Genomic DNA, 17,693 nt, shown 5'->3' with positions numbered 1-17,693 from the left:
GCGCACGAAGTCCGTGATCGAGCCCTGTTTCCGATTTGCCGCGCGACTTTCTGAAATTATGCTCAAGCATATACGGGCTCGGAGGAGCAACACATGAGCGAGATCACGTCGAATATCAGCCTGACCCTCGATGGTTCCACGTCGCTTACGGTCGGCGGCGATCCGCATCAATGGTTCGATCGCGGGCTGGGCTTTCTGAATGTTTCTGCGTCCGGTGCCGTCCGAACCATAACGCTGACATTCAGCAACGAGGGCTGGAAGGCGGGCGTGTTGCGCTTCGACGGAGACACCAGGCTGGTTCTCAACGACACCTCGACCGGAACGAGCGATGACGATCGGGTTTTCATCTCGTATATCGGTGTCGCCAGCATGGGGACGCATTCCATCACCCTGAAAAATGCGGACGTGGATCTCGTCCATGGCGGCAGCGGCAGCGAGAATGTCTCGATCGGATATTGGGTGGGCCACCTCAATCTCAATCGCGGTGACGACAAGGTTACGCTGACGGGAACCGGCGAGGCGGGCGACATCAGCTTCGGGCGCGGCGACGATATCCTGAAGACCGGCAGCAATGGCTGGGTGGGCACCGTCAATGCAGCGCACGGCGAGGACACCGTCTATCTCGGAAAACGCGGCGCCGAATATATCAACCTGGGCAAAGACGCCGACACGATCGTCCTCAAGCCGCTTTCCGACCCGTTCCAGCCGGTGAGCCTGAACGGCGGCGAGGGTGTCACCGACGCTGCGGAAGACGATTCCGACACCGTCAGTTTCGCGGCCTTCTCAGCAGGACTGACGATCGATCTTAACGGCCAATACGTCGTGAGGACCGGAAGCGGTAACTTCTCCCTCAACAATTTCGAGAACGCGACGGGCGGCAAGGGCAGGGACACGCTCATTGCCAATGACGAAGCGAACCTTTTGAAGGGCGGCCGCGGGGCCGATACCTTCGTGTTTGAATCGCGGGCGGCCATCAAGGGCGACACGATTCTGGATTTCAGCCAGGATGCGAAAGACCGGATCGACCTGTCCGACATCGACGCCAGCACGAAGGCCGGCGGCAATCAGGCCTTTTCGTTCATCGGCACCGCGGGCTTCCACGATCAGGCCGGTGAACTGCGCTATCTGGTGAAATCAGGCGATACGCGCATCCAGGGCGACGTCAACGGTGACGGAAAAGCGGATTTCACCCTTGTTCTCGAAGGACGCGTCGATCTCGAGGCGGGCGATTTCATCCTCTGAACGATTCCGGGTGACGGAAAACACGAAGGGCGGCCAAGGGCCGCCCTTTTTGCCTCTTCAGGGCGACGCGTCGGAGGCTGCCTGGATCTCCACCGCTTCGATCTTCTTGTCAACGAAGCGCAGCGCCACCTTGCCGCCGATGAGGTTGAGAGCGGTTTCGCCGAAGAGGTCGCGGCGCCAGCCATGGAGCGCGGCAACCTCGGCAGCCTCGCCTTCGATGGCGATCTTTTCCAGGTCGTCGGAATTGGCGATGATCTTGGCGGCGACGCCTTCCTTTTCCGAGACGATCTTCAAGAGCACCTTCAGCATTTCGCTGGCGGACGCGGCACCTTCCGGAACGTGGTTCTGGCGGGGCAGGCGCGGCAGGTCGGTCTTGGGGATCGCGAGTGCCTCGGCGATGGCTTCAAGCAGGGCAGCACCGGACTGCGAGCGTTCCCACCCCTTGGGGATGGTGCGCAGGCGCGCCAGCGCCTCGGCGTCGGCGGGCTGCTGTTGGGCGATTTCGTAGATCGTGTCGTCCTTCAGGATGCGCGAGCGCGGCACGTTGCGGCTGCGCGCTTCCCGTTCACGCCATGCGGCGACCTTTTGCAGAACGGCAAGTTCGATCGGCTTCTTGACGCGCATCTTGAGCCGCTTCCAGGCGTCGTCCGGATGCAGGTCGTAGGTTTCGCGCGATTCCAGAACCGCCATTTCCTCGGTCAGCCACAGCGAGCGGCCGGCCTCGTCTAGCTTTTCCTTGAGCGCCAGATAGACGTCGCGCAGGTGCGTCACGTCGGCCAGCGCATATTCGAGCTGCTTGTCCGTCAGGGGACGACGGCTCCAGTCGGTGAAGCGCGACGACTTGTCGATATGTTCGCCTTTGATCTTCTGCACCAGCTGGTCGTAGGAGACGCTGTCACCGAAACCGCAGACCATGGCGGCGACCTGCGTGTCGAAGATCGGGTGAGGGATGAGATTACCGCGGTTGAAGATGATTTCGATGTCCTGTCGGGCGGCATGGAACACCTTCAGCACGGCGGTGTTGGCCATCAGCTCGAAGAACGGGGCAAGGTCGAGGCCCTTGGCGAGCGGATCGACGATGACCTCGATTTCGGGGCCGGCGAGCTGGACGAGGCAGAGTTCCGGCCAGAACGTCGTCTCCCGCAGGAACTCCGTGTCGATCGTAAGATACTCGGAACGGGCGAGCGTCTCACAGGCGTCGCGAAGGGCTGCGGTTGTCTCGATGATCTGCATGACGGGCTCGGGCGGCTTTCTTGGTTTTTTTGATCGGGCAGCTTTAGACGGTCCACGGTTTTGCCACAATCGAAAACTTGCCCGCCGCCACTCTGCTGTCATCCTCGGGTTCGACCGAAGATCCTCATCCACGGCGCCGTGCCGCTGGATGATGGCCGGGACACGCCCGGCGATGACGGAGGAAGGGTCAGGTCACGCGCACATAGCTCGTCATGCCGGTCTTCTGGTGCTCGATGATGTGGCAATGGAACACCCAGTCGCCTGGATTGTCGGCGACGAGTGCCAATTGCACTTTCTCGTCGGGCAGGATGAGGTAGGTGTCCGAAAAATGCGGGCGGATCGCCTGCTTGTTCGAGTTCATCGGCCGGAAGGCGAGGCCGTGCAGGTGCAGCGGATGCACCTGCGGCGTCGGGTTCTCGACATTGAAGATATAGGTTCTGCCCGCCTTCATCTCGGCAAGCGGCGCGGTCGGGTCTCCGGTGTCGTCGGCCCACGGCACCTTGTTGATGGCCCAGAAATTATAGCCGAGCGACCCGCAGATACCGTCCTTGGGGCGTTCTTCGGCCGAGGCGCTGAGGATGAAGGGCAGCTCGGTGGCCGCGGACAGGTCGGGCTTCGAAAGCGGATTGTCGGCAAGCGCCGGCAGGTCCCGGATATCGCGCTTCAGCGTAGTACCGACGGCGCGGAAGGTTGCGAGTGTTGCGGGCTTGGTGCCGCGCAGGTCCATGAGGGCGGCGACCGCGCCCTCCGCATCCGGCATCCGCAGCACGAGGTCCAGCCGCTGGCCAGGGCCGATCAACAGGTGATCGAGCGCAAACCGTTCGGCGGCCGGGTTGCCGTCGAAGGCGATCACCTGGGCCTCCGCACCCTCTACGTTAAGCGCGAGGATACGCGTGACGTCGGTGGCGGCGAGACGAAGGCGCACGAGGCCGCCGGCGGGCGCATCATATTGTGGCGATTGCCGCCAGTTGGCGGTGCGCACGGTGCCGAAGGTGCCGGCGCGGGCCGCGTCACGCGGCTTGAACTGGGCGATGAACTGCCCGTCGCCACCAAGCCGCCAGTCCCGCAGGTTCAGCACGATTTCGGCGTCGAAGACGGGGTCGGCCGGATCCTCCACGACGATGAGGCCGGTGAGGCCACGGCCGATCTGCTCCAGGGTGTTGCAATGGGGATGATACCAGAAGGTGCCCGCATCGGGCGGCGTGAAAGCATAGTCGAACCCGTCGCCGCCATAGACATAGGGCTGCGTCAGGAAGGGCACGCCGTCCATTCTGTTGTCGATGCGCAGGCCATGCCAATGGATTGTCGTCGGTTCGTCGAGCCTGTTGTTGAGCCGCAGCGCAAAAGGCTTTCCGCGCTGCATGCGCAGTACCGGGGGGATTTCGCTCTCGCCATAGGTCATGATGCCCTTCGTCGGGCCCTTGTCGGTGATGAGGGCCTCGGAATGGCGCGCCACGAGCGTCGTCTTCGCCTCGGCCTTCGCCGAAAAACCGCCGAAGCGTTCCGCAAGGCTGACGCCACCCGCATAGGCTCCGGCGACGAGTGCGCCCTTCATCAGCGTGCGGCGTGTCAGCATGGCAGTCCCTCCGGTGCGTCACCCGCTTCTAAACCTGAGGGCAGGGCTCAGCAATAAGTGGCGCTCGACCAGATTGCCGCAGGCTCAGGAGTGACCGTTGCGATCTTTCTCGGAGGCGGCGAGCTTGTTGAAGAAGAAGGATGTGCGCAGGAGATTACGGAAGCGGCTGCGCCGTTCGCCTGTGGGCACCGCCGGTCGCGCGGTCATGCGCAGCGCCGTGTAGAACATGAAGGCGACGAGGATGACGGCGGTATAAAGGAAGAGCGCCTGCGGCCCGAAAAACTGCAGCAGCACTGAAGCGAAGAGCGGGCCGATAATGGCGCCACAGGACCAGAAGAACAGCATGCCGGCCGAAACCAGCGCATGTTCGCCTTCGCCCGCATGGTCGTTGGCATGCGCCGAACACAGCGAATAGAGCGGCATCGCGAAGGCGCCGAAGATGAAGATGCCGACGAGGTTACGCCACTCGTCGCCCCCCGCGAAGAAGGCGAGATAGAGTGCGGCGCAAGCCGAACCGAGTGTTGCGAGGAGAATGATTAGGCGCCGGTCGAGCCGGTCGGAATAGATGCCGAGCGGGTATTGCAGCACCACGCCGCCGACGATGCCGGCACTCATGAAGCTCGCGATGGCCGTCACCGAAAGCCCGATATCATGGGCATAGATCGGCCCGAGATTGCGGAAGGCCGCATTGGTGAGGCCGACGACGATGCAGCCGACGGTGGCGAGCGGCGAGATGTTCCAAAGCTTCTTCACATCGAACCGGATCGCCTCCGGCACGGTCGGGCTGGAGCGGTCGGCAAGCGAAATGGGTACGAGCGACAGCGACAGCGCCATGGCGACGATGGCGAAAAGCTCGAAGCCGCCGATGCCGATGCCGGGAATGAGGTATTGCGCTGCCGTGACGGAGCCGAGATCGACGACGCGGTAAACCGAAAGCGTGCGCGCCCGGTTGGCATTGGTGACGGAGGCGTTCAGCCAGCTTTCGACGGTCGCAAAAAGGCTCGCGAAACAGATGCCCGCGATGATGCGCATGACGAACCAGAACAGCGGATCGATCACCAGCACCATGGCGATGGCCGAAGCCGAAGCGATGGCGGCCATGGCCGAAAACGTCCTGATATGCCCGATCGCCCGCAGCACGCGCGTTACATAGATGCAGCCGATGGCAAAGCCGATGCTGTAGCCCGCGCCGACGAAGCCGATGACCGACGTCGAAAATCCCTCCTGCGAGGCGCGCAGCGCAATGAACGTCCCCTGAAGGCCATTGCCTCCGATGAGAATGCCGGCGGTGACGAGAAGGGGAATCAGGGGGCGAATCGTGGACATGCGGGCACTATGGCGGAGGTTTTGGCGAATGGGAGGGGAGGAGCCACGGATACTGCTCAGATTTCATGCGCTTTTGGGATGATGCAATGGGGACCAGAGATAGCCGTGGCCTTCCCTGTAGGGAACCGCCGCCGAAATGGTTCGGCGGCAATGTCCGAAGCGGAACGTCGAAGCCTGCTACCTTTTAAGCGGCTGCCAGTGGCTTTGCCATTTCGGTGTGCAGCTCCGTGATGAACTCGCTCACGCTGACGTCGTCACGGTGTTCTTTTTTGGTTTCGGAATTGCAGATGGGGCGCAGGGTCTTGATGAGGTGGTGTTCGCGCGACCTGAGCCAATGTTTCTTTACCCAATTGTAGCCCTCCGGGGTTCCGGCGAGCGTTTTGAGCAAAGGAGCGGTTTGCGGGAGGAAGCGGGCATAAACGAAGCTGACCTCGGACATCATGGCGGCTTCTCTGCCGGGCGCGAACACGTCCCAGTTCTGCGTGGCGAACTTTGCCTTGTTGTAGGTGCAGCTCGTCCCGCCGGTGAGGAACGGCACCTGGATTTTCTTCAGGCCCACGGATTCCCAATCGGCTCCGACCAACTCCGCAAAAACTCTTTTCGGTTCCCCGTCCGGCAATTCCTTAAGAACGCGCTGCATGTTTCGCGGAGAGAAACTGATTTTCGGAGAGCGGAGCGAGAAGTATGTGAGGTGCTTGAACCATCGGTCTATGGCCGAGCCGACAAAGGTCTGGCGCTTGTTTCCGGTATAGACGCCGACATAGGCCAGCGTGCCCTTGCAGAAAACGCCATAGATGCCCGGGCCGCGCAGCGCTTCGGGGCTGCCTTTCCAGGCGTCCTTCAAATCCGCATGTAGGTTCGCGAATGAAGGTTGGTCTTGCTTGGTGTCTTCACGAAGACGAAAGAGTTCATCTGCCGAGTAAGGGCCGTTTATTTCGAAGTTCATATCCCGCCTCCATCATGTGATGGGGAAGCAATCAGAATTTTGTAAACAATGAGTTTCGTGTTTTGATTCATTGTTTTTTTGATTTAATTCTTGTTTCTCTAATTTTGGAGATTGAGATGTTGGTGTAATCCGAGAGGCGTGCAGCAAATCGGGCCAGCCATTTTCCTCAAAGGAATTGTCACGGATTGTCGGAAGGCTTCCGCCGTTACCGGCCCGAAAGGCCTCCAAGCCTTGACAAACGGGCCTCGCCATGCGCTTTTCCGCCCGATTTTCCTGGGTAAGCGCGCCGGATTCTTCCCGCGCGGTCCCTCTCGTATTTCAGGATACCACGATGCACCGTTACCGCAGCCACACCTGCGCCGCCCTCCGCAAGGCCGATGTCGGCCAGACCGTTCGCCTTTCGGGCTGGGTCCACCGCGTCCGCGACCATGGCGGCGTGCTCTTCATCGACTTGCGCGACCATTACGGCATCACCCAGGTCGTCGCCGATCCGGACAGCCCGGCCTTCAAGAAGGCCGAGACCGTGCGTGGCGAGTGGGTGATCCGCATCGACGGCCTCGTCAAGGCGCGTACCGAAGACACCGTCAACAAGGGCATGCCGACCGGCGAGATCGAACTTTATGCGCAGGAGATCGAAGTGCTCTCCGCCGCCAAGGAACTGCCGCTGCCGGTGTTCGGCGAGCCGGACTATCCGGAAGACGTGCGCCTGAAGTACCGCTTCATCGACCTGCGCCGCGAGACGCTGCACAAGAACATCGTTCGTCGCACGCAGATCATCTCCTCCATGCGCAAGGGCATGGGCGAGGCCGGTTTTGCCGAATACACGACGCCGATCCTGACGGCCTCCTCTCCGGAAGGCGCGCGCGACTTCCTCGTGCCGTCGCGCATTCACGAAGGTCAGTTCTTCGCGCTGCCGCAGGCCCCGCAGCAGTACAAGCAGCTTCTGATGGTCGCCGGTTTCGACCGCTACTTCCAGATCGCGCCGTGCTTCCGCGACGAAGACCCGCGCGCCGACCGTCTGCCGGGCGAATTCTACCAGCTCGACGTCGAGATGAGCTTCGTCACCCAGGAAGACGTCTGGGAGACAATGGAACCGATGATGACTGATGTCTTCGAGCAATTCGCCGAAGGCAAGCCGGTCACCAAGCAGTGGCCGCGCATTCCTTATGACGAAGCGATCCGCAAATACGGCTCCGACAAGCCGGACCTGCGCAACCCGATCGTCATGCAGGCCGTGACCGACCATTTTGCCGGCTCCGGCTTCAAGGTCTTCGCGAACATGATCGCGTCGAACCCGAAGGTTCAGGTCTGGGCGATCCCGGCCAAGACCGGCGGCAGCCGCGCGTTCTGCGACCGCATGAATGCCTGGGCGCAGTCGACCGGCCAGCCGGGCCTCGGCTACATCTTCTGGCGCAAGGAAGGCGACAAGCTCGAAGGCGCCGGCCCGCTTGCCAAGAACATTGGCGAAGAGCGCACGGAAGCTGTGCGCGTCCAGCTCGGCCTTGAAGACGGTGACGCCTGCTTCTTCGTCGCCGGCGACCCGGCCAAGTTCTACAAGTTCGCAGGCGAAGCCCGCACCCGCGCCGGCGAGGAGCTGAACCTCGTTGATCGCGATCGCTTCGAAATGTGCTGGATCGTCGACTTCCCGTTCTACGAATATAACGAGGAAGAGAAGAAGATCGATTTCGCTCACAACCCGTTCTCCATGCCGCAGGGCGGTCTGGAAGCCTTCGACAGCAAGGATCCGCTGGAGCTGAAGGCCTACCAGTACGACGCGGTCTGCAACGGCTTCGAAATCGCCTCCGGCTCGATCCGTAACCAGTCGCCGGAACTGATGGTCAAGGCCTTCGAGAAGGTCGGTCTCAGCCAGGCCGACGTGGAAGAGCGTTTTGGCGGCCTCTACCGTGCGTTCCAGTACGGCGCGCCCCCGCACGGCGGCTGCGCCTTCGGTGTCGACCGTGTCGTCATGCTGCTCGTCGGTGCGAAGAACCTGCGCGAAATCTCGCTGTTCCCGATGAACCAGCAGGCGCAGGACCTCCTGATGAACGCTCCCTCGCCGGCAACGCCGACGCAGCTTCGGGAGCTGGCGCTGCGCGTCGTTCCGTCCAAGAAGGACTAAGACTTCGGGAGGCGAGGGCCGTGCCACGGCTCTCGCCTTCGGAACCCTAGGCCGGCAGGCCCGTTCTTCCCGCGTCGAACAGAGGAGAACGACAATGCGCAAGACACTCATTCCGGCCGCAGCCGTGGCCCTCATCGCGCTGACCGGCTCGGTCTACGCTCAGGACACCGTCATCATCCAGGATCCGGTCACCACCCAGTCCACCGTCGTGGTGCCGGGCGAAGTCCGCACCTATGTGCTGGAACAGCAGGTGCCGTCGGTCGCCTATGAAGGCGATGTCCTGATCGGTGCCGTCGTGCCGGATACGGTCGAAATCCATGCCGTCGACGGCTATGGCGACTATGCCTATACGGTCGTCAACGACCAGCGGGTGATCATCAACCCGCAGACCCGCACCATCGTGCAGGTCGTCGAGTAGAGCGGCCGAAGACCGAAGAACCCGGCGTTTCAGCCGGGTTTTTCAGGCCCTTGGCCGAAAGGCGTCACAATGCCGTGAATTCGCCGCCGGTCGATCCCAATTCCGCGCACAATCGGTCGAAATCTTCCCCTAGCGTGAACTCACCTTAAAATGGCGTTTCAAAGACTGGAGGGACTTTCAATGACCGTAGATACATCGGACGATCCCGTCCCCACGACACCATCCCGATCCTCTCCCTATCCCGAGCTGCGCGGCAACCTCGCCACGTTCCTGCGCTCGCCCGGCGTCAAATTCATCATGATCGGCGTCATCTCCGTGGCGCTGCTGGTGCCGCTGCTGCTCGTCTGGGGCCTGACGGAAGAGCGGGCGCAGCGCGCGGCGGATGTCTCGCGGCGCATCGCCAACGGCTGGGGCGGCGATCAGTCGATCAACGGGCCCTATCTCGCCGTCCCCTTCGAGGTGCAGCGCAGCCGCGAGGTGGATGGCCGCACGGTGGTCGAGCGCGTGATGGAATGGGCGCTCGTCATGCCCGAAACGCTGGATGTGACGGCGGATCTCAAGGCCGAAGAACGAAAACTCTCGATCTACACCTTGCCGGTCTATAACGGTGCGCTGACCCTGAAGGGCCGTTTCGGCAGCAACATCCTGCAGGACCTGACGCAGTTTTCCGGCACCCCGCAGCTCGACCGCGCCATCCTCGTGCTCAACATCAACGACATCACCGGCATTCGCTCCGATGCCGGCGTGAAAATCGACAACGGCGCGGTACGGCCCTTCGATCCAGGCATGCGGCAGATTTCCGCGATGAGCGTGGCGGGTGCGGATGGCTATGCGACGCCGCAATCGAGCGCCGGTGTTCACCGGCCAATCGAACGTCCGCTGATCGAGAGCGGCTTTGCCTTCGAGATCGCGTTGTCACTCAACGGCTCACGCAGCTTCGCTGTCGCACCGGCCGGCCAGACGACGAGTTTTGCTGCCAAAGCCAATTGGCCGCATCCTGGTTTCGAAGGCCTCTTCCTGCCGGAGGAGAAGAGCATCACGGCCACGGATTTTTCCGCCAAATGGACGATCCCCTATCTCGCTCGCGGTATCGACCGCGTCGCGTCAGGCCCGACCTTGCCGCTGTCAGGCAGCATGATGAGCATCAACCTCGTGGAGCCCGTGCAATTCTATCAAGTGGTCTCGCGTACGCTAAAATACTCGATCGGCTTCATCTCGCTCGTCTTCCTCGCCGTCTTCGTTGTGGAGCTGAAGGGGGGACGCATGGTGCACTGGATCCAGTATGTGTTGACGGGGCTGGCGCTCATCGTCTTCTACGTGCTGCTGCTGGCGCTCGCCGAACACACCGGCTTCACCATCGCCTATGTCGTGGCGGCGCTGGCAACGACCCTGCTCATTGCGGCCTATCTCGGCAGTGCCACCGGCAGCAGAAAGAACGGCCTCTCGCTCGGCGCCGTGCTGCTCTCGGCCTATGGCGTCATGTATCTGGTGCTACGTGAGGATGAATATGCGCTGCTCGCCGGCGCGCTGATCTCCTTCGTCACCATCGCCGCCACCATGTATGCGACCCGTCGCGTGGAATGGTCGGCGTCGCAGGCCATTCCGGCCCGATGAGACGATCTCGTCAAAAGCAGAAAGCCCGGAGCGATGCTCCGGGCTTTCTTTGTTCCGCGATGGCTCGAATGGCCGATTACATCTCGTCGTTGGCCGTGACGGTGACGCCGAGGACCTGCGGGATGGTCTGCGGTGCGCCCATGGCGGCGCCCATGATCATCGGGAACGGCACCGGCTCCTTCGGCTGGGCGCTGATCGTCAGGCTCCTCGGGTCGTCGAGGAAGGTGTTGGCGGCGGCCGAGATCTGGTTCTGCAGGTCAGGCATGTTGAGCTGCGCGATCATGACCGGAATCAGGCCCTTCAGCGACTGTGCCATCTGGTCACCCGTCACGCCCTGTTCGCTGCCGGCAAAGTCGAGCAGCCTCTTGGTGATCGAGGCGTCCTCGAAGGTGATCGAGGCGCTGTTGAAGGTCAGCTGCTGCACGAGGCCCATCATGGACATGCCCAGCGCCGCGTTGGCCTCTTCCTTGTTCGGGTTGGATTCGGATGCCTTCATGGCTTCCTGGATGCCCTTCAGGAAGTCGAGCGTGTAGCCGGAGAACTCCAGCGCGAGGTTGAGGCGGCCGACATCCTTGAAGTCGAAGGAATATTCGTCGACGGCGAGCTTGCCGCTTGCCAGTTCCCAGCTGCCGGACATGGCGACCTTGCCCTCGAGCGAGGTCATGCCGAGCTTGGCGAGCGTATCCTTGGCCTTCGGGTCCTCGACGGCCGTCAGGTCAGCCTTGAGGTCAGACAGGGTGGCGTCGAATTCGAGGCCGGTGTCGCCATCCATGCGCGTGATGTTGGCTTCCATGCCGGACATGGAAAACACTTCCTTGCCCTTGGCCGACACATTGATCGGGCCGGTCGAGGCCGATTCGTACATCACCAGCGAATCGAGCGTGCCGGGCGTCACGGTGCCGGGAATGGAAACGCCGCTGATCGCGATCTCCTTGGCCGTAACGGTCGATTCGGCTTCGGTGACGTTGACGTCCTGGAAACCGACGGTCTCGACCGTGTAGCCGCCGTCGCCGTCTTCCTCGACGCCTTCCATGGTGACGGTGCCGAGCTTGACCGGTGCTTCTGCGCCAGCGGTCTTCAGTTCCGTGCCTTCAAGGGTTACGGTCGAGCCGTCGACGGCGATGTTCGAAGAGCTGATCGTGACGCCGGACGTGGCATAGGTGGCGTTGAGCTTTGCCAGCAGGTCCGCGCCGTCGAGCGCGAAGGCGGGGCTTGCCAGGGAGGCGAGCGCGGCGCCGGCGAGGAGGGTGCGGAAATGGGAGGTGCGCATCATGGATTTGGCTCTCTTTCTGGATTTTTGGACGGCTGCCTTGCCGTTACCGCACATAGACGGGCGGCGCGGCGACTATATTCGGGACGGCGCAACTTTCTACCGAATTCTAAGGTTGCGGCCGCATATTCGCGACAGGCTTTACAAACTGCTATCCACAGCTGGATCGCCCGGATTCCTTGCCGCGAATCGGCTGGCGGGCTAGTCAAGAGCCATGGGACAAAACACATTGCCGCCGGATGGCGGAGACGACAATATCGTGCCGGTCGACCTCAAGGCGGCGCTGGAAGAGCGTTACCTCGCCTATGCGCTGTCGACCATCACCCAGCGCGCGCTGCCGGATGTCCGCGACGGCCTGAAGCCGGTTCACCGTCGCATCATCCATGCGATGAGCGAGATGGGCATCCGGGCCAATTCCTCCTTCAAGAAATGCGCGCGTATCGTCGGCGACGTCATCGGTAAATTCCACCCGCATGGCGACCAGTCGGTCTACGATGCGCTGGTGCGTCTCGCGCAGGATTTCTCGCAGCGCTATCCGATCGTCGACGGGCAGGGGAACTTCGGCAATATCGACGGCGACAATGCCGCCGCCTATCGATACACCGAAGCGCGCATGACCGATGTCGCGACGCTGCTGCTTGAAGGCATCGACCAGGACGCCGTCGATTTCCGCCCGACCTATAACGAAGAAGACGAAGAGCCGATCGTCCTGCCCGGCGCCTTCCCGAACCTGCTGGCGAATGGGTCGTCGGGCATCGCGGTCGGCATGGCGACGTCCATTCCCTCGCACAATGTGCACGAACTGTGCGATGCCGCGCTGCATCTCATCCGCAACCCGGAAGCGGATGTCGAAAAGCTTGTCGAATTCGTGCAGGGCCCGGACCTGCCGACCGGTGGCATCATCATCGACAGCCGCGAAAGCATCATCGAGGCCTACAAGACGGGCCGCGGTGGTTTCCGCGTGCGCTCGAAATGGCAGACGGAAGATCTGGGGCGCGGCGGTTATCAGATCGTCATCACGGAAATCCCCTATCAGGTCCAGAAATCGCGCCTGATCGAGAAGATCGCCGAACTGTTGATCGCCAGAAAGCTGCCGCTTCTGGAAGACATTCGCGACGAGTCGGCTGAAGACGTGCGTATTGTTCTGGTGCCGAAGAGCCGCACGGTCGACCCGACGATCCTGATGGAATCGCTCTTCAAGCTCTCCGAGTTGGAAAACCGCATTCCGCTCAACATGAACGTGCTCTCGATGGGGCGCGTGCCGAAGGTCATGGGCCTCAAGGATGTGCTGGTCGAATGGCTTGCTCACCGCCGCGACGTCCTGCAGCGCCGCTCGCGCCATCGCCTCGCCGCCATCGAGCGCCGCCTTGAAATCCTCGGCGGCTATCTCGTCGCCTTCCTCAATCTCGACGAGGTGATCCGCATCATCCGCGAGGAGGACGAGCCGAAGGTCTCCCTGATGGAAACCTTCTCGCTGACGGACGTGCAGGCCGAAGCGATCCTCAACATGCGCCTGCGCTCGCTGCGCAAGCTCGAGGAATTCGAAATCCGCACCGAGTTCGACACTCTGTCGAAGGAAAAGGCCGAGATCGAATCGCTGCTCGCTTCCGACGAGAAGCAGTGGCAGACCGTCGCCTGGGAAATCGGTGAGGTCCGCAAGAAATTCGCCAAGGCGACGGAGCTTGGCCGCCGCCGCACCCAGTTCGCCAGCGCCCCGGACGCCGATGTCGAGGCGATCCAGCAGGCCATGATCGAGAAGGAGCCGGTCACGGTGGTCATCTCGGAAAAGGGCTGGATCCGCGCGCTGAAGGGCCACATCGCGGATACGTCCGGCCTCCAGTTCAAGGAGGGCGACGCGCTGAAAGTGGCCTTCCCGGCGCAGACGACGGACAAGGTGCTGATCGTGACGACGGGCGGCAAGGTCTATACGCTCGGCGCCGACAAGCTGCCGGGTGGCCGTGGCCATGGAGAGCCGCTGCGCATCATGGTCGACATGGAGAACGACCAGGACGTGCTGACGGCCTTCGTGCACGACGCCCACCGCAAGGTCATCGTCGCCTCGCAGGCCGGCAACGGTTTTGTCGTCGCCGAAACCGAGATGGTGGCCAATACCCGCAAGGGCAAGCAGGTGATGAATGTCGGCATGCCTGACGAGGCCAAGCTCGTCGTGCCCGTGCGCGGCGACCACGTCGCCGTTGTCGGCGAGAATCGCAAGATGCTTGTCTTCCCGCTGGCGCAGCTGCCGGAGATGTCGCGCGGCAAGGGCGTGCGCCTGCAGCGCTACAAGGACGGCGGCATTTCCGACATCCGCTGCTTCGCCATCGCCGACGGCCTCACCTGGGACGACAGTGCTGGCCGCAACTTCGTGCGCACCAGGGAAGAACTCGCGGAATGGCTCGCCGACCGCGCGACTGCAGGCCGCACGGTGCCGAAGGGTTTCCCGCGTAGCGGCAAGTTCAGCGGGTAAACCTCACCCCGTGAAGGGAAACTCCGCAGCCGCGTCGCCTTGCCTGGCGGCGCGGGCTTTTGACCGCATCTGCCAGAGCGAGTGGGCCAGCAGGGCGAGGATGAGGATGGAGCCGCCGATGAGGGTTTGGGTGGTGGGCGTTTCGGCGAAGACGATCCACACCCAGATCGGGGCGAGTACCGTTTCTAGCAGATAGAACATGCCGACCTCCGGCGCCGACAGATAGCGCGGACCCGTTGCCAAGCACCAGAAGGCGAGCGGGATCATGATGAGCCCGTTGAACAGGATGAAGCCGGGAGCGGCGATCTGGAAGCCCGTGTCGGGCAGCAGGATCAGCGCGGCTATGCCGGGGAAGATCGCAGTGACCAAAGGTACGAAACCCAGGTCGAGGCCGCTGCGACGGCTGAGCGTAATCGCCGACGCGAGCAGGAATGCCGATGAGGCCGCCATGGCGTCACCGAAGAAGTTTCCGCTTTCCAATCCATCATGCACGATCAGCATGACCCCCGCGACCATCGCCCCCATGGTCAGCAGCGTCGCGTTCGACGGGCGCTCGCCGAGGAAGATCCACGAGAGGATCGCCGCGAACATCGAGGTGAAGGCGAGGATGAAGACGACGTTTGCCGTCGACGTGTTGAACACCGCCAGCATGAAGGTCAGCGAGTTGATGCCGTAAAGCACGCCGATCAGCAGGCCCATCGGCCCGGGCACCAGCGCCATGCGCTTGCCGAGCGCGAAGCGCACGACCGACCACACAAGGATCGCCACAACGAAAGTCGCGATGCTGCGCGTTGCCAGCACCGACCAGACTTCGCCATGGGCCGAGCGGATCAGTGGGATATCGAAGGAGAGGGCAAGACCGCCGATGGCGGTGATGAAAAGACCCTTGCGGTGAAGGGCGGGATCGCTTGGCTGGGACACGATGGGACCGAATCGATGCTAAGAGGCAGTATCCTGCTCATCATAGCGTTCCCAGCCGCGCGGCATCAGGTGTTCCTGCGGCAAAAACTTTGTTTTGTAGTCCATTTTGCGCGACCCTTTGACCCAATAGCCGAGATAGACATGCGGCAGGCCGAGCGCCTTGGCGCGCCTGACGTGGTCGAGGATCATGAACGTGCCGAAGGACCGCTCGGCAAGCTCCGGATTGTAGAAGGAGTAGACCATCGAGAGGCCGTCGCCCATGCGATCGGTCAGCGCCACAGCGAGCAGTTCGCCCTGCGGCCGCTCTTGCAGCCCCGAGCCTTCCTCGCGCTTGCGATACTCGATGACCCTGGTGTTGACATGCGTGTCCTCCACCATCATCGCGTAGTCGAGCACGGACATGTCCGACATGCCGCCTTTCTGGTGGCGGGCGTCGAGATAGTGCCGGAAGAGGGAATACTGCTCGCTCGATGGCTCGGCGGGATATTCGTGCGCGACGATATCGGCATTCGTCGCCAGCACACGGCGCATCGAGCGGCGCGGTGTAAACTCGTTGACGAGGATACGCACCGAAATGCAGGCGCGGCAGCTTTCGCAAGCGGGGCGATAGGCAATGTTCTGCGAGCGGCGAAAACCGCCCTGGGTCAGCAGATCGTTCAGTTCCGGCGCCCGTTCACCCACCAGATGGGTAAACACCTTCCGCTCCATCTCCTGCGGCAGGTAGGGACAGGCCGCAGGCGCGGTCAGGTAAAACTGCGGAGAAGGTGTAGCCTGCGTATTCATCGGCCGTGAGGCGACTCCATCGCTTTGTGACATGTCTATGCCAATACCATGGCCTAGTTCAAAAAAAGGTCAACTGGAGGATTTCGCCAGCATATCCTGATCAATAGCGGTCGCGGCGCACCATGACCGTGCCGAGCAGCAGATCGTGCAGCAGGCGGCCGCGGTCGGTGAAGAGGCCGACGAGCACGATGAACGGCGTCAGCACGGCATTACCGATCCAGAACAGCACGAGATGCACGATCGCCGTGAGGAAATCGACCGGCCGGCCATCGACGCGGGCGAGAGCGAGACCCATGACATTCATGCCGGCGCTCGCCTGGGAAGGACCGCCCATCGTCAGGCCGAAATAGAGCATCGCGACGATGGCGAAGAGGGCAGGATAGAGGAAGAAACCGAGCCCGAGCGTCAGGACGCCGAGGAAGAAGACGATGACGGCTGCCGGAACCCAGAGCAGGGCGACGATCGCATAGTCGATCAGAAACGCAAAAATCCGCCGCGACAGCACGCCGCGATAGGCCTGCCAGTCCGTCGTCGGAACCCGCGTTTCGTTGAAATCAGCGCTCATCTGCCTGTCTCCCTGATGGAACATGCGATGACATATGGGGATGGTTTGCCGGAAAACAACGGGCACCGGCAGACAGGTGATGGCCGCAAGGCGACAGTCTCCCGCTCAGCCCTTCTTCGCCAGGTGCCGCGCGACGTCCATTGCGAAATAGGTCAGGATTCCGTCGCACCCCGCACGCTTGAAGGCCAGCAGGGTTTCCAGCATCACGCGCTCGCCGTCGATCCAGCCGTTCAGGGCCGCAGCCTTGATCTGGCTGTATTCGCCGGAAACCTGATAGGCGAAGACCGGAAGGCCAAAGGCTTCCTTCATGCGCCAGCAGATATCGAGATAGGGCAGGCCCGGCTTGACCATCAGCATGTCGGCGCCTTCGTCCACGTCGAGGGCGGCGTCGCGGATCGCCTCGGTGCCGTTGGCGGGGTCGATATAATAAGTCTTCTTGTCGCCCTTCAAAAGACCGCCGGTGCCGATGGCGTCGCGATAGGGGCCGTAGAAGGCGGAGGCGAATTTGGTGGCATAGGACATGATGCCGACATTCTGGTGTCCGACGGCGTCAAGCGCATGGCGGATCGCGCCGATGCGCCCGTCCATCATTTCCGAGGGGGCGATGATGTCGGAGCCGGCATCCGCCTGGAGGACGGCGGCCTTTGCCACCAGATCTACCGTCTCGTCATTGACGATGACGTCGCCGCGCAGCACGCCGTCATGGCCGTGGCTGGTGAAAGGATCGAGCGCGACATCGGTGATGACGCCGATGTTGGGTACCGCCGCCTTGATGGCGCGGGTCGCTTCATTGATGAGGTTGTTGGAGACAAGACAGTGCGAACCCGTTTCGTCGCGCAGGCTCATCTCTATATTGGGGAAGGTGGCGATGGCTGGAATGCCGAGATCGGCGGCTTCCTTCGCGGCTTCCACCAGCTTGTCGATGCTCATGCGGTTGACACCGGGCATGGCGGCGACGGGATCGACGACATTGCTGCCGGGCACGACGAAGACCGGCCAGATAAGATCGTCCACCGTCAGGCGGTTTTCCTGCACGAGGCGGCGTGTCCAGTCGGCTTTCCGGTTGCGCCGCATGCGGCGGCCGCCGGTGATGTCGTCGACAATGTGCCTGCTGCCGGTCATGATGTCACTTTCCTCGCGCGATCCGATCTGCGCCTCATATCACGCCGAAACCGGCAATCAAATCGCGAGCGGTGAGGGGGGCTGCGGCATA

Annotated in this window: 15 protein-coding genes; 5 read left to right on the top strand and 10 right to left on the bottom strand. The window is 62.2% G+C overall.

Translation table 11 applies throughout. The features are described 5' to 3' along the window. The first annotated feature begins 93 nt into the window (after positions 1 to 93). Positions 94 to 1,242 carry a M10 family metallopeptidase C-terminal domain-containing protein gene (locus tag MUO32_RS06690; RefSeq protein ID WP_257947450.1) on the top strand — a complete coding sequence of 383 codons (1,149 nt, stop codon included), beginning with the start codon at positions 94 to 96 and terminating at the stop codon, positions 1,240 to 1,242. A 57-nt stretch (positions 1,243 to 1,299) separates the two neighbouring features. Here MUO32_RS06690 and rnd read toward each other — a convergent pair whose 3' ends face one another. From rnd to MUO32_RS06665, 5 genes are all read right to left on the bottom strand, one after another. Beyond that, positions 1,300 to 2,469, bottom strand: a complete 1,170-nt coding sequence (gene rnd, locus MUO32_RS06685) for a ribonuclease D (RefSeq protein ID WP_257948212.1) — start codon at positions 2,467 to 2,469, stop codon at positions 1,300 to 1,302. A gap of 193 nt (positions 2,470 to 2,662) precedes the next feature. Further along, a complete protein-coding gene (locus MUO32_RS06680; RefSeq protein WP_257947449.1) occupies positions 2,663 to 4,051 on the bottom strand; it encodes a multicopper oxidase family protein in 1,389 nt (462 codons plus the stop codon). Positions 4,052 to 4,135: 84 nt separating this feature from the next. Continuing rightward, entirely contained in the window at positions 4,136 to 5,377 is a 1,242-nt protein-coding gene (locus MUO32_RS06675; RefSeq protein ID WP_257947448.1) for an MFS transporter, read from the bottom strand. A 184-nt stretch (positions 5,378 to 5,561) separates the two neighbouring features. After that, positions 5,562 to 6,323, bottom strand: coding sequence for a hypothetical protein (locus tag MUO32_RS06670; RefSeq protein ID WP_257947447.1), 762 nt, complete (start codon positions 6,321 to 6,323; stop codon positions 5,562 to 5,564). Between the two features lie 12 nt (positions 6,324 to 6,335). Beyond that, entirely contained in the window at positions 6,336 to 6,575 is a 240-nt protein-coding gene (locus tag MUO32_RS06665; RefSeq protein WP_257947446.1) for a hypothetical protein, read from the bottom strand. A 79-nt stretch (positions 6,576 to 6,654) separates the two neighbouring features. Here MUO32_RS06665 and aspS point away from each other — a divergent pair, with 79 nt between their 5' ends. The 3 genes from aspS (at position 6,655) to creD (ending at position 10,474) form a co-directional block, all read left to right on the top strand. Then, positions 6,655 to 8,442 carry an aspartate--tRNA ligase gene (aspS, locus tag MUO32_RS06660; RefSeq protein WP_257947445.1) on the top strand — a complete coding sequence of 596 codons (1,788 nt, stop codon included), beginning with the start codon at positions 6,655 to 6,657 and terminating at the stop codon, positions 8,440 to 8,442. Between the two features lie 94 nt (positions 8,443 to 8,536). Further along, positions 8,537 to 8,860 (top strand): DUF1236 domain-containing protein, encoded by a 324-nt coding sequence (locus MUO32_RS06655; RefSeq protein ID WP_257947444.1) that lies wholly within the window; start codon positions 8,537 to 8,539, stop codon positions 8,858 to 8,860. A gap of 180 nt (positions 8,861 to 9,040) precedes the next feature. Then, positions 9,041 to 10,474 (top strand): cell envelope integrity protein CreD, encoded by a 1,434-nt coding sequence (creD, locus tag MUO32_RS06650; protein WP_257947443.1) that lies wholly within the window; start codon positions 9,041 to 9,043, stop codon positions 10,472 to 10,474. A gap of 76 nt (positions 10,475 to 10,550) precedes the next feature. Here the strand turns inward: creD and MUO32_RS06645 are convergent, their stop codons facing one another. Next, positions 10,551 to 11,747 carry a hypothetical protein gene (locus MUO32_RS06645; protein WP_257947442.1) on the bottom strand — a complete coding sequence of 399 codons (1,197 nt, stop codon included), beginning with the start codon at positions 11,745 to 11,747 and terminating at the stop codon, positions 10,551 to 10,553. Between the two features lie 211 nt (positions 11,748 to 11,958). Between MUO32_RS06645 and parC the strand changes: the two genes are divergently transcribed. Then, a complete protein-coding gene (parC, locus tag MUO32_RS06640; RefSeq protein ID WP_257947441.1) occupies positions 11,959 to 14,211 on the top strand; it encodes a DNA topoisomerase IV subunit A in 2,253 nt (750 codons plus the stop codon). A gap of 3 nt (positions 14,212 to 14,214) precedes the next feature. Here the strand turns inward: parC and MUO32_RS06635 are convergent, their stop codons facing one another. The 4 genes from MUO32_RS06635 to hemB all read right to left on the bottom strand — a co-directional run bounded on the left by MUO32_RS06635 (position 14,215) and on the right by hemB (position 17,602). Further along, positions 14,215 to 15,132 (bottom strand): DMT family transporter, encoded by a 918-nt coding sequence (locus tag MUO32_RS06635; RefSeq protein ID WP_257947440.1) that lies wholly within the window; start codon positions 15,130 to 15,132, stop codon positions 14,215 to 14,217. 18 nt (positions 15,133 to 15,150) lie between these two features. Continuing rightward, on the bottom strand, positions 15,151 to 15,915 hold the full coding sequence (locus MUO32_RS06630) for an arginyltransferase (protein WP_257947439.1): 765 nt from the start codon (positions 15,913 to 15,915) through the stop codon (positions 15,151 to 15,153). 100 nt (positions 15,916 to 16,015) lie between these two features. Continuing rightward, positions 16,016 to 16,480: an RDD family protein gene (locus tag MUO32_RS06625; RefSeq protein WP_257947438.1), complete on the bottom strand. Its 465-nt coding sequence runs from the start codon at positions 16,478 to 16,480 to the stop codon at positions 16,016 to 16,018. Between the two features lie 105 nt (positions 16,481 to 16,585). Continuing rightward, positions 16,586 to 17,602, bottom strand: coding sequence for a porphobilinogen synthase (gene hemB, locus MUO32_RS06620; RefSeq protein ID WP_257947437.1), 1,017 nt, complete (start codon positions 17,600 to 17,602; stop codon positions 16,586 to 16,588). Positions 17,603 to 17,693 lie beyond the last annotated feature (91 nt).

It is taken from the genome of Shinella sp. CPCC 101442 (genome assembly GCF_024704725.1).
Taxonomy (GTDB): Bacteria; Pseudomonadota; Alphaproteobacteria; order Rhizobiales; family Rhizobiaceae; genus Shinella.
Note: the sequence above shows the minus strand (reverse complement) of the source record. Positions and strands in the feature narration are given on the sequence as shown.

Excerpts from the sequence above, each read along its gene's own strand:
- hemB (WP_257947437.1), bottom strand. The coding sequence starts at position 17,602 with ATGACCGGCAGCAGGCACATTGTCGACGACATCACCGGCGGCCGCCGC.
- MUO32_RS06655 (WP_257947444.1), top strand. The coding sequence starts at position 8,537 with ATGCGCAAGACACTCATTCCGGCCGCAGCCGTGGCCCTCATCGCGCTG.
- MUO32_RS06690 (WP_257947450.1), top strand. The coding sequence starts at position 94 with ATGAGCGAGATCACGTCGAATATCAGCCTGACCCTCGATGGTTCCACG.
- parC (WP_257947441.1), top strand. The coding sequence starts at position 11,959 with ATGGGACAAAACACATTGCCGCCGGATGGCGGAGACGACAATATCGTG.
- MUO32_RS06675 (WP_257947448.1), bottom strand. The coding sequence starts at position 5,377 with ATGTCCACGATTCGCCCCCTGATTCCCCTTCTCGTCACCGCCGGCATT.
- MUO32_RS06625 (WP_257947438.1), bottom strand. The coding sequence starts at position 16,480 with ATGAGCGCTGATTTCAACGAAACGCGGGTTCCGACGACGGACTGGCAG.
- MUO32_RS06665 (WP_257947446.1), bottom strand. The coding sequence starts at position 6,575 with ATGGCGAGGCCCGTTTGTCAAGGCTTGGAGGCCTTTCGGGCCGGTAAC.
- MUO32_RS06670 (WP_257947447.1), bottom strand. The coding sequence starts at position 6,323 with ATGAACTTCGAAATAAACGGCCCTTACTCGGCAGATGAACTCTTTCGT.
- MUO32_RS06680 (WP_257947449.1), bottom strand. The coding sequence starts at position 4,051 with ATGCTGACACGCCGCACGCTGATGAAGGGCGCACTCGTCGCCGGAGCC.
- aspS (WP_257947445.1), top strand. The coding sequence starts at position 6,655 with ATGCACCGTTACCGCAGCCACACCTGCGCCGCCCTCCGCAAGGCCGAT.
- creD (WP_257947443.1), top strand. The coding sequence starts at position 9,041 with ATGACCGTAGATACATCGGACGATCCCGTCCCCACGACACCATCCCGA.
- MUO32_RS06645 (WP_257947442.1), bottom strand. The coding sequence starts at position 11,747 with ATGATGCGCACCTCCCATTTCCGCACCCTCCTCGCCGGCGCCGCGCTC.
- MUO32_RS06630 (WP_257947439.1), bottom strand. The coding sequence starts at position 15,915 with ATGAATACGCAGGCTACACCTTCTCCGCAGTTTTACCTGACCGCGCCT.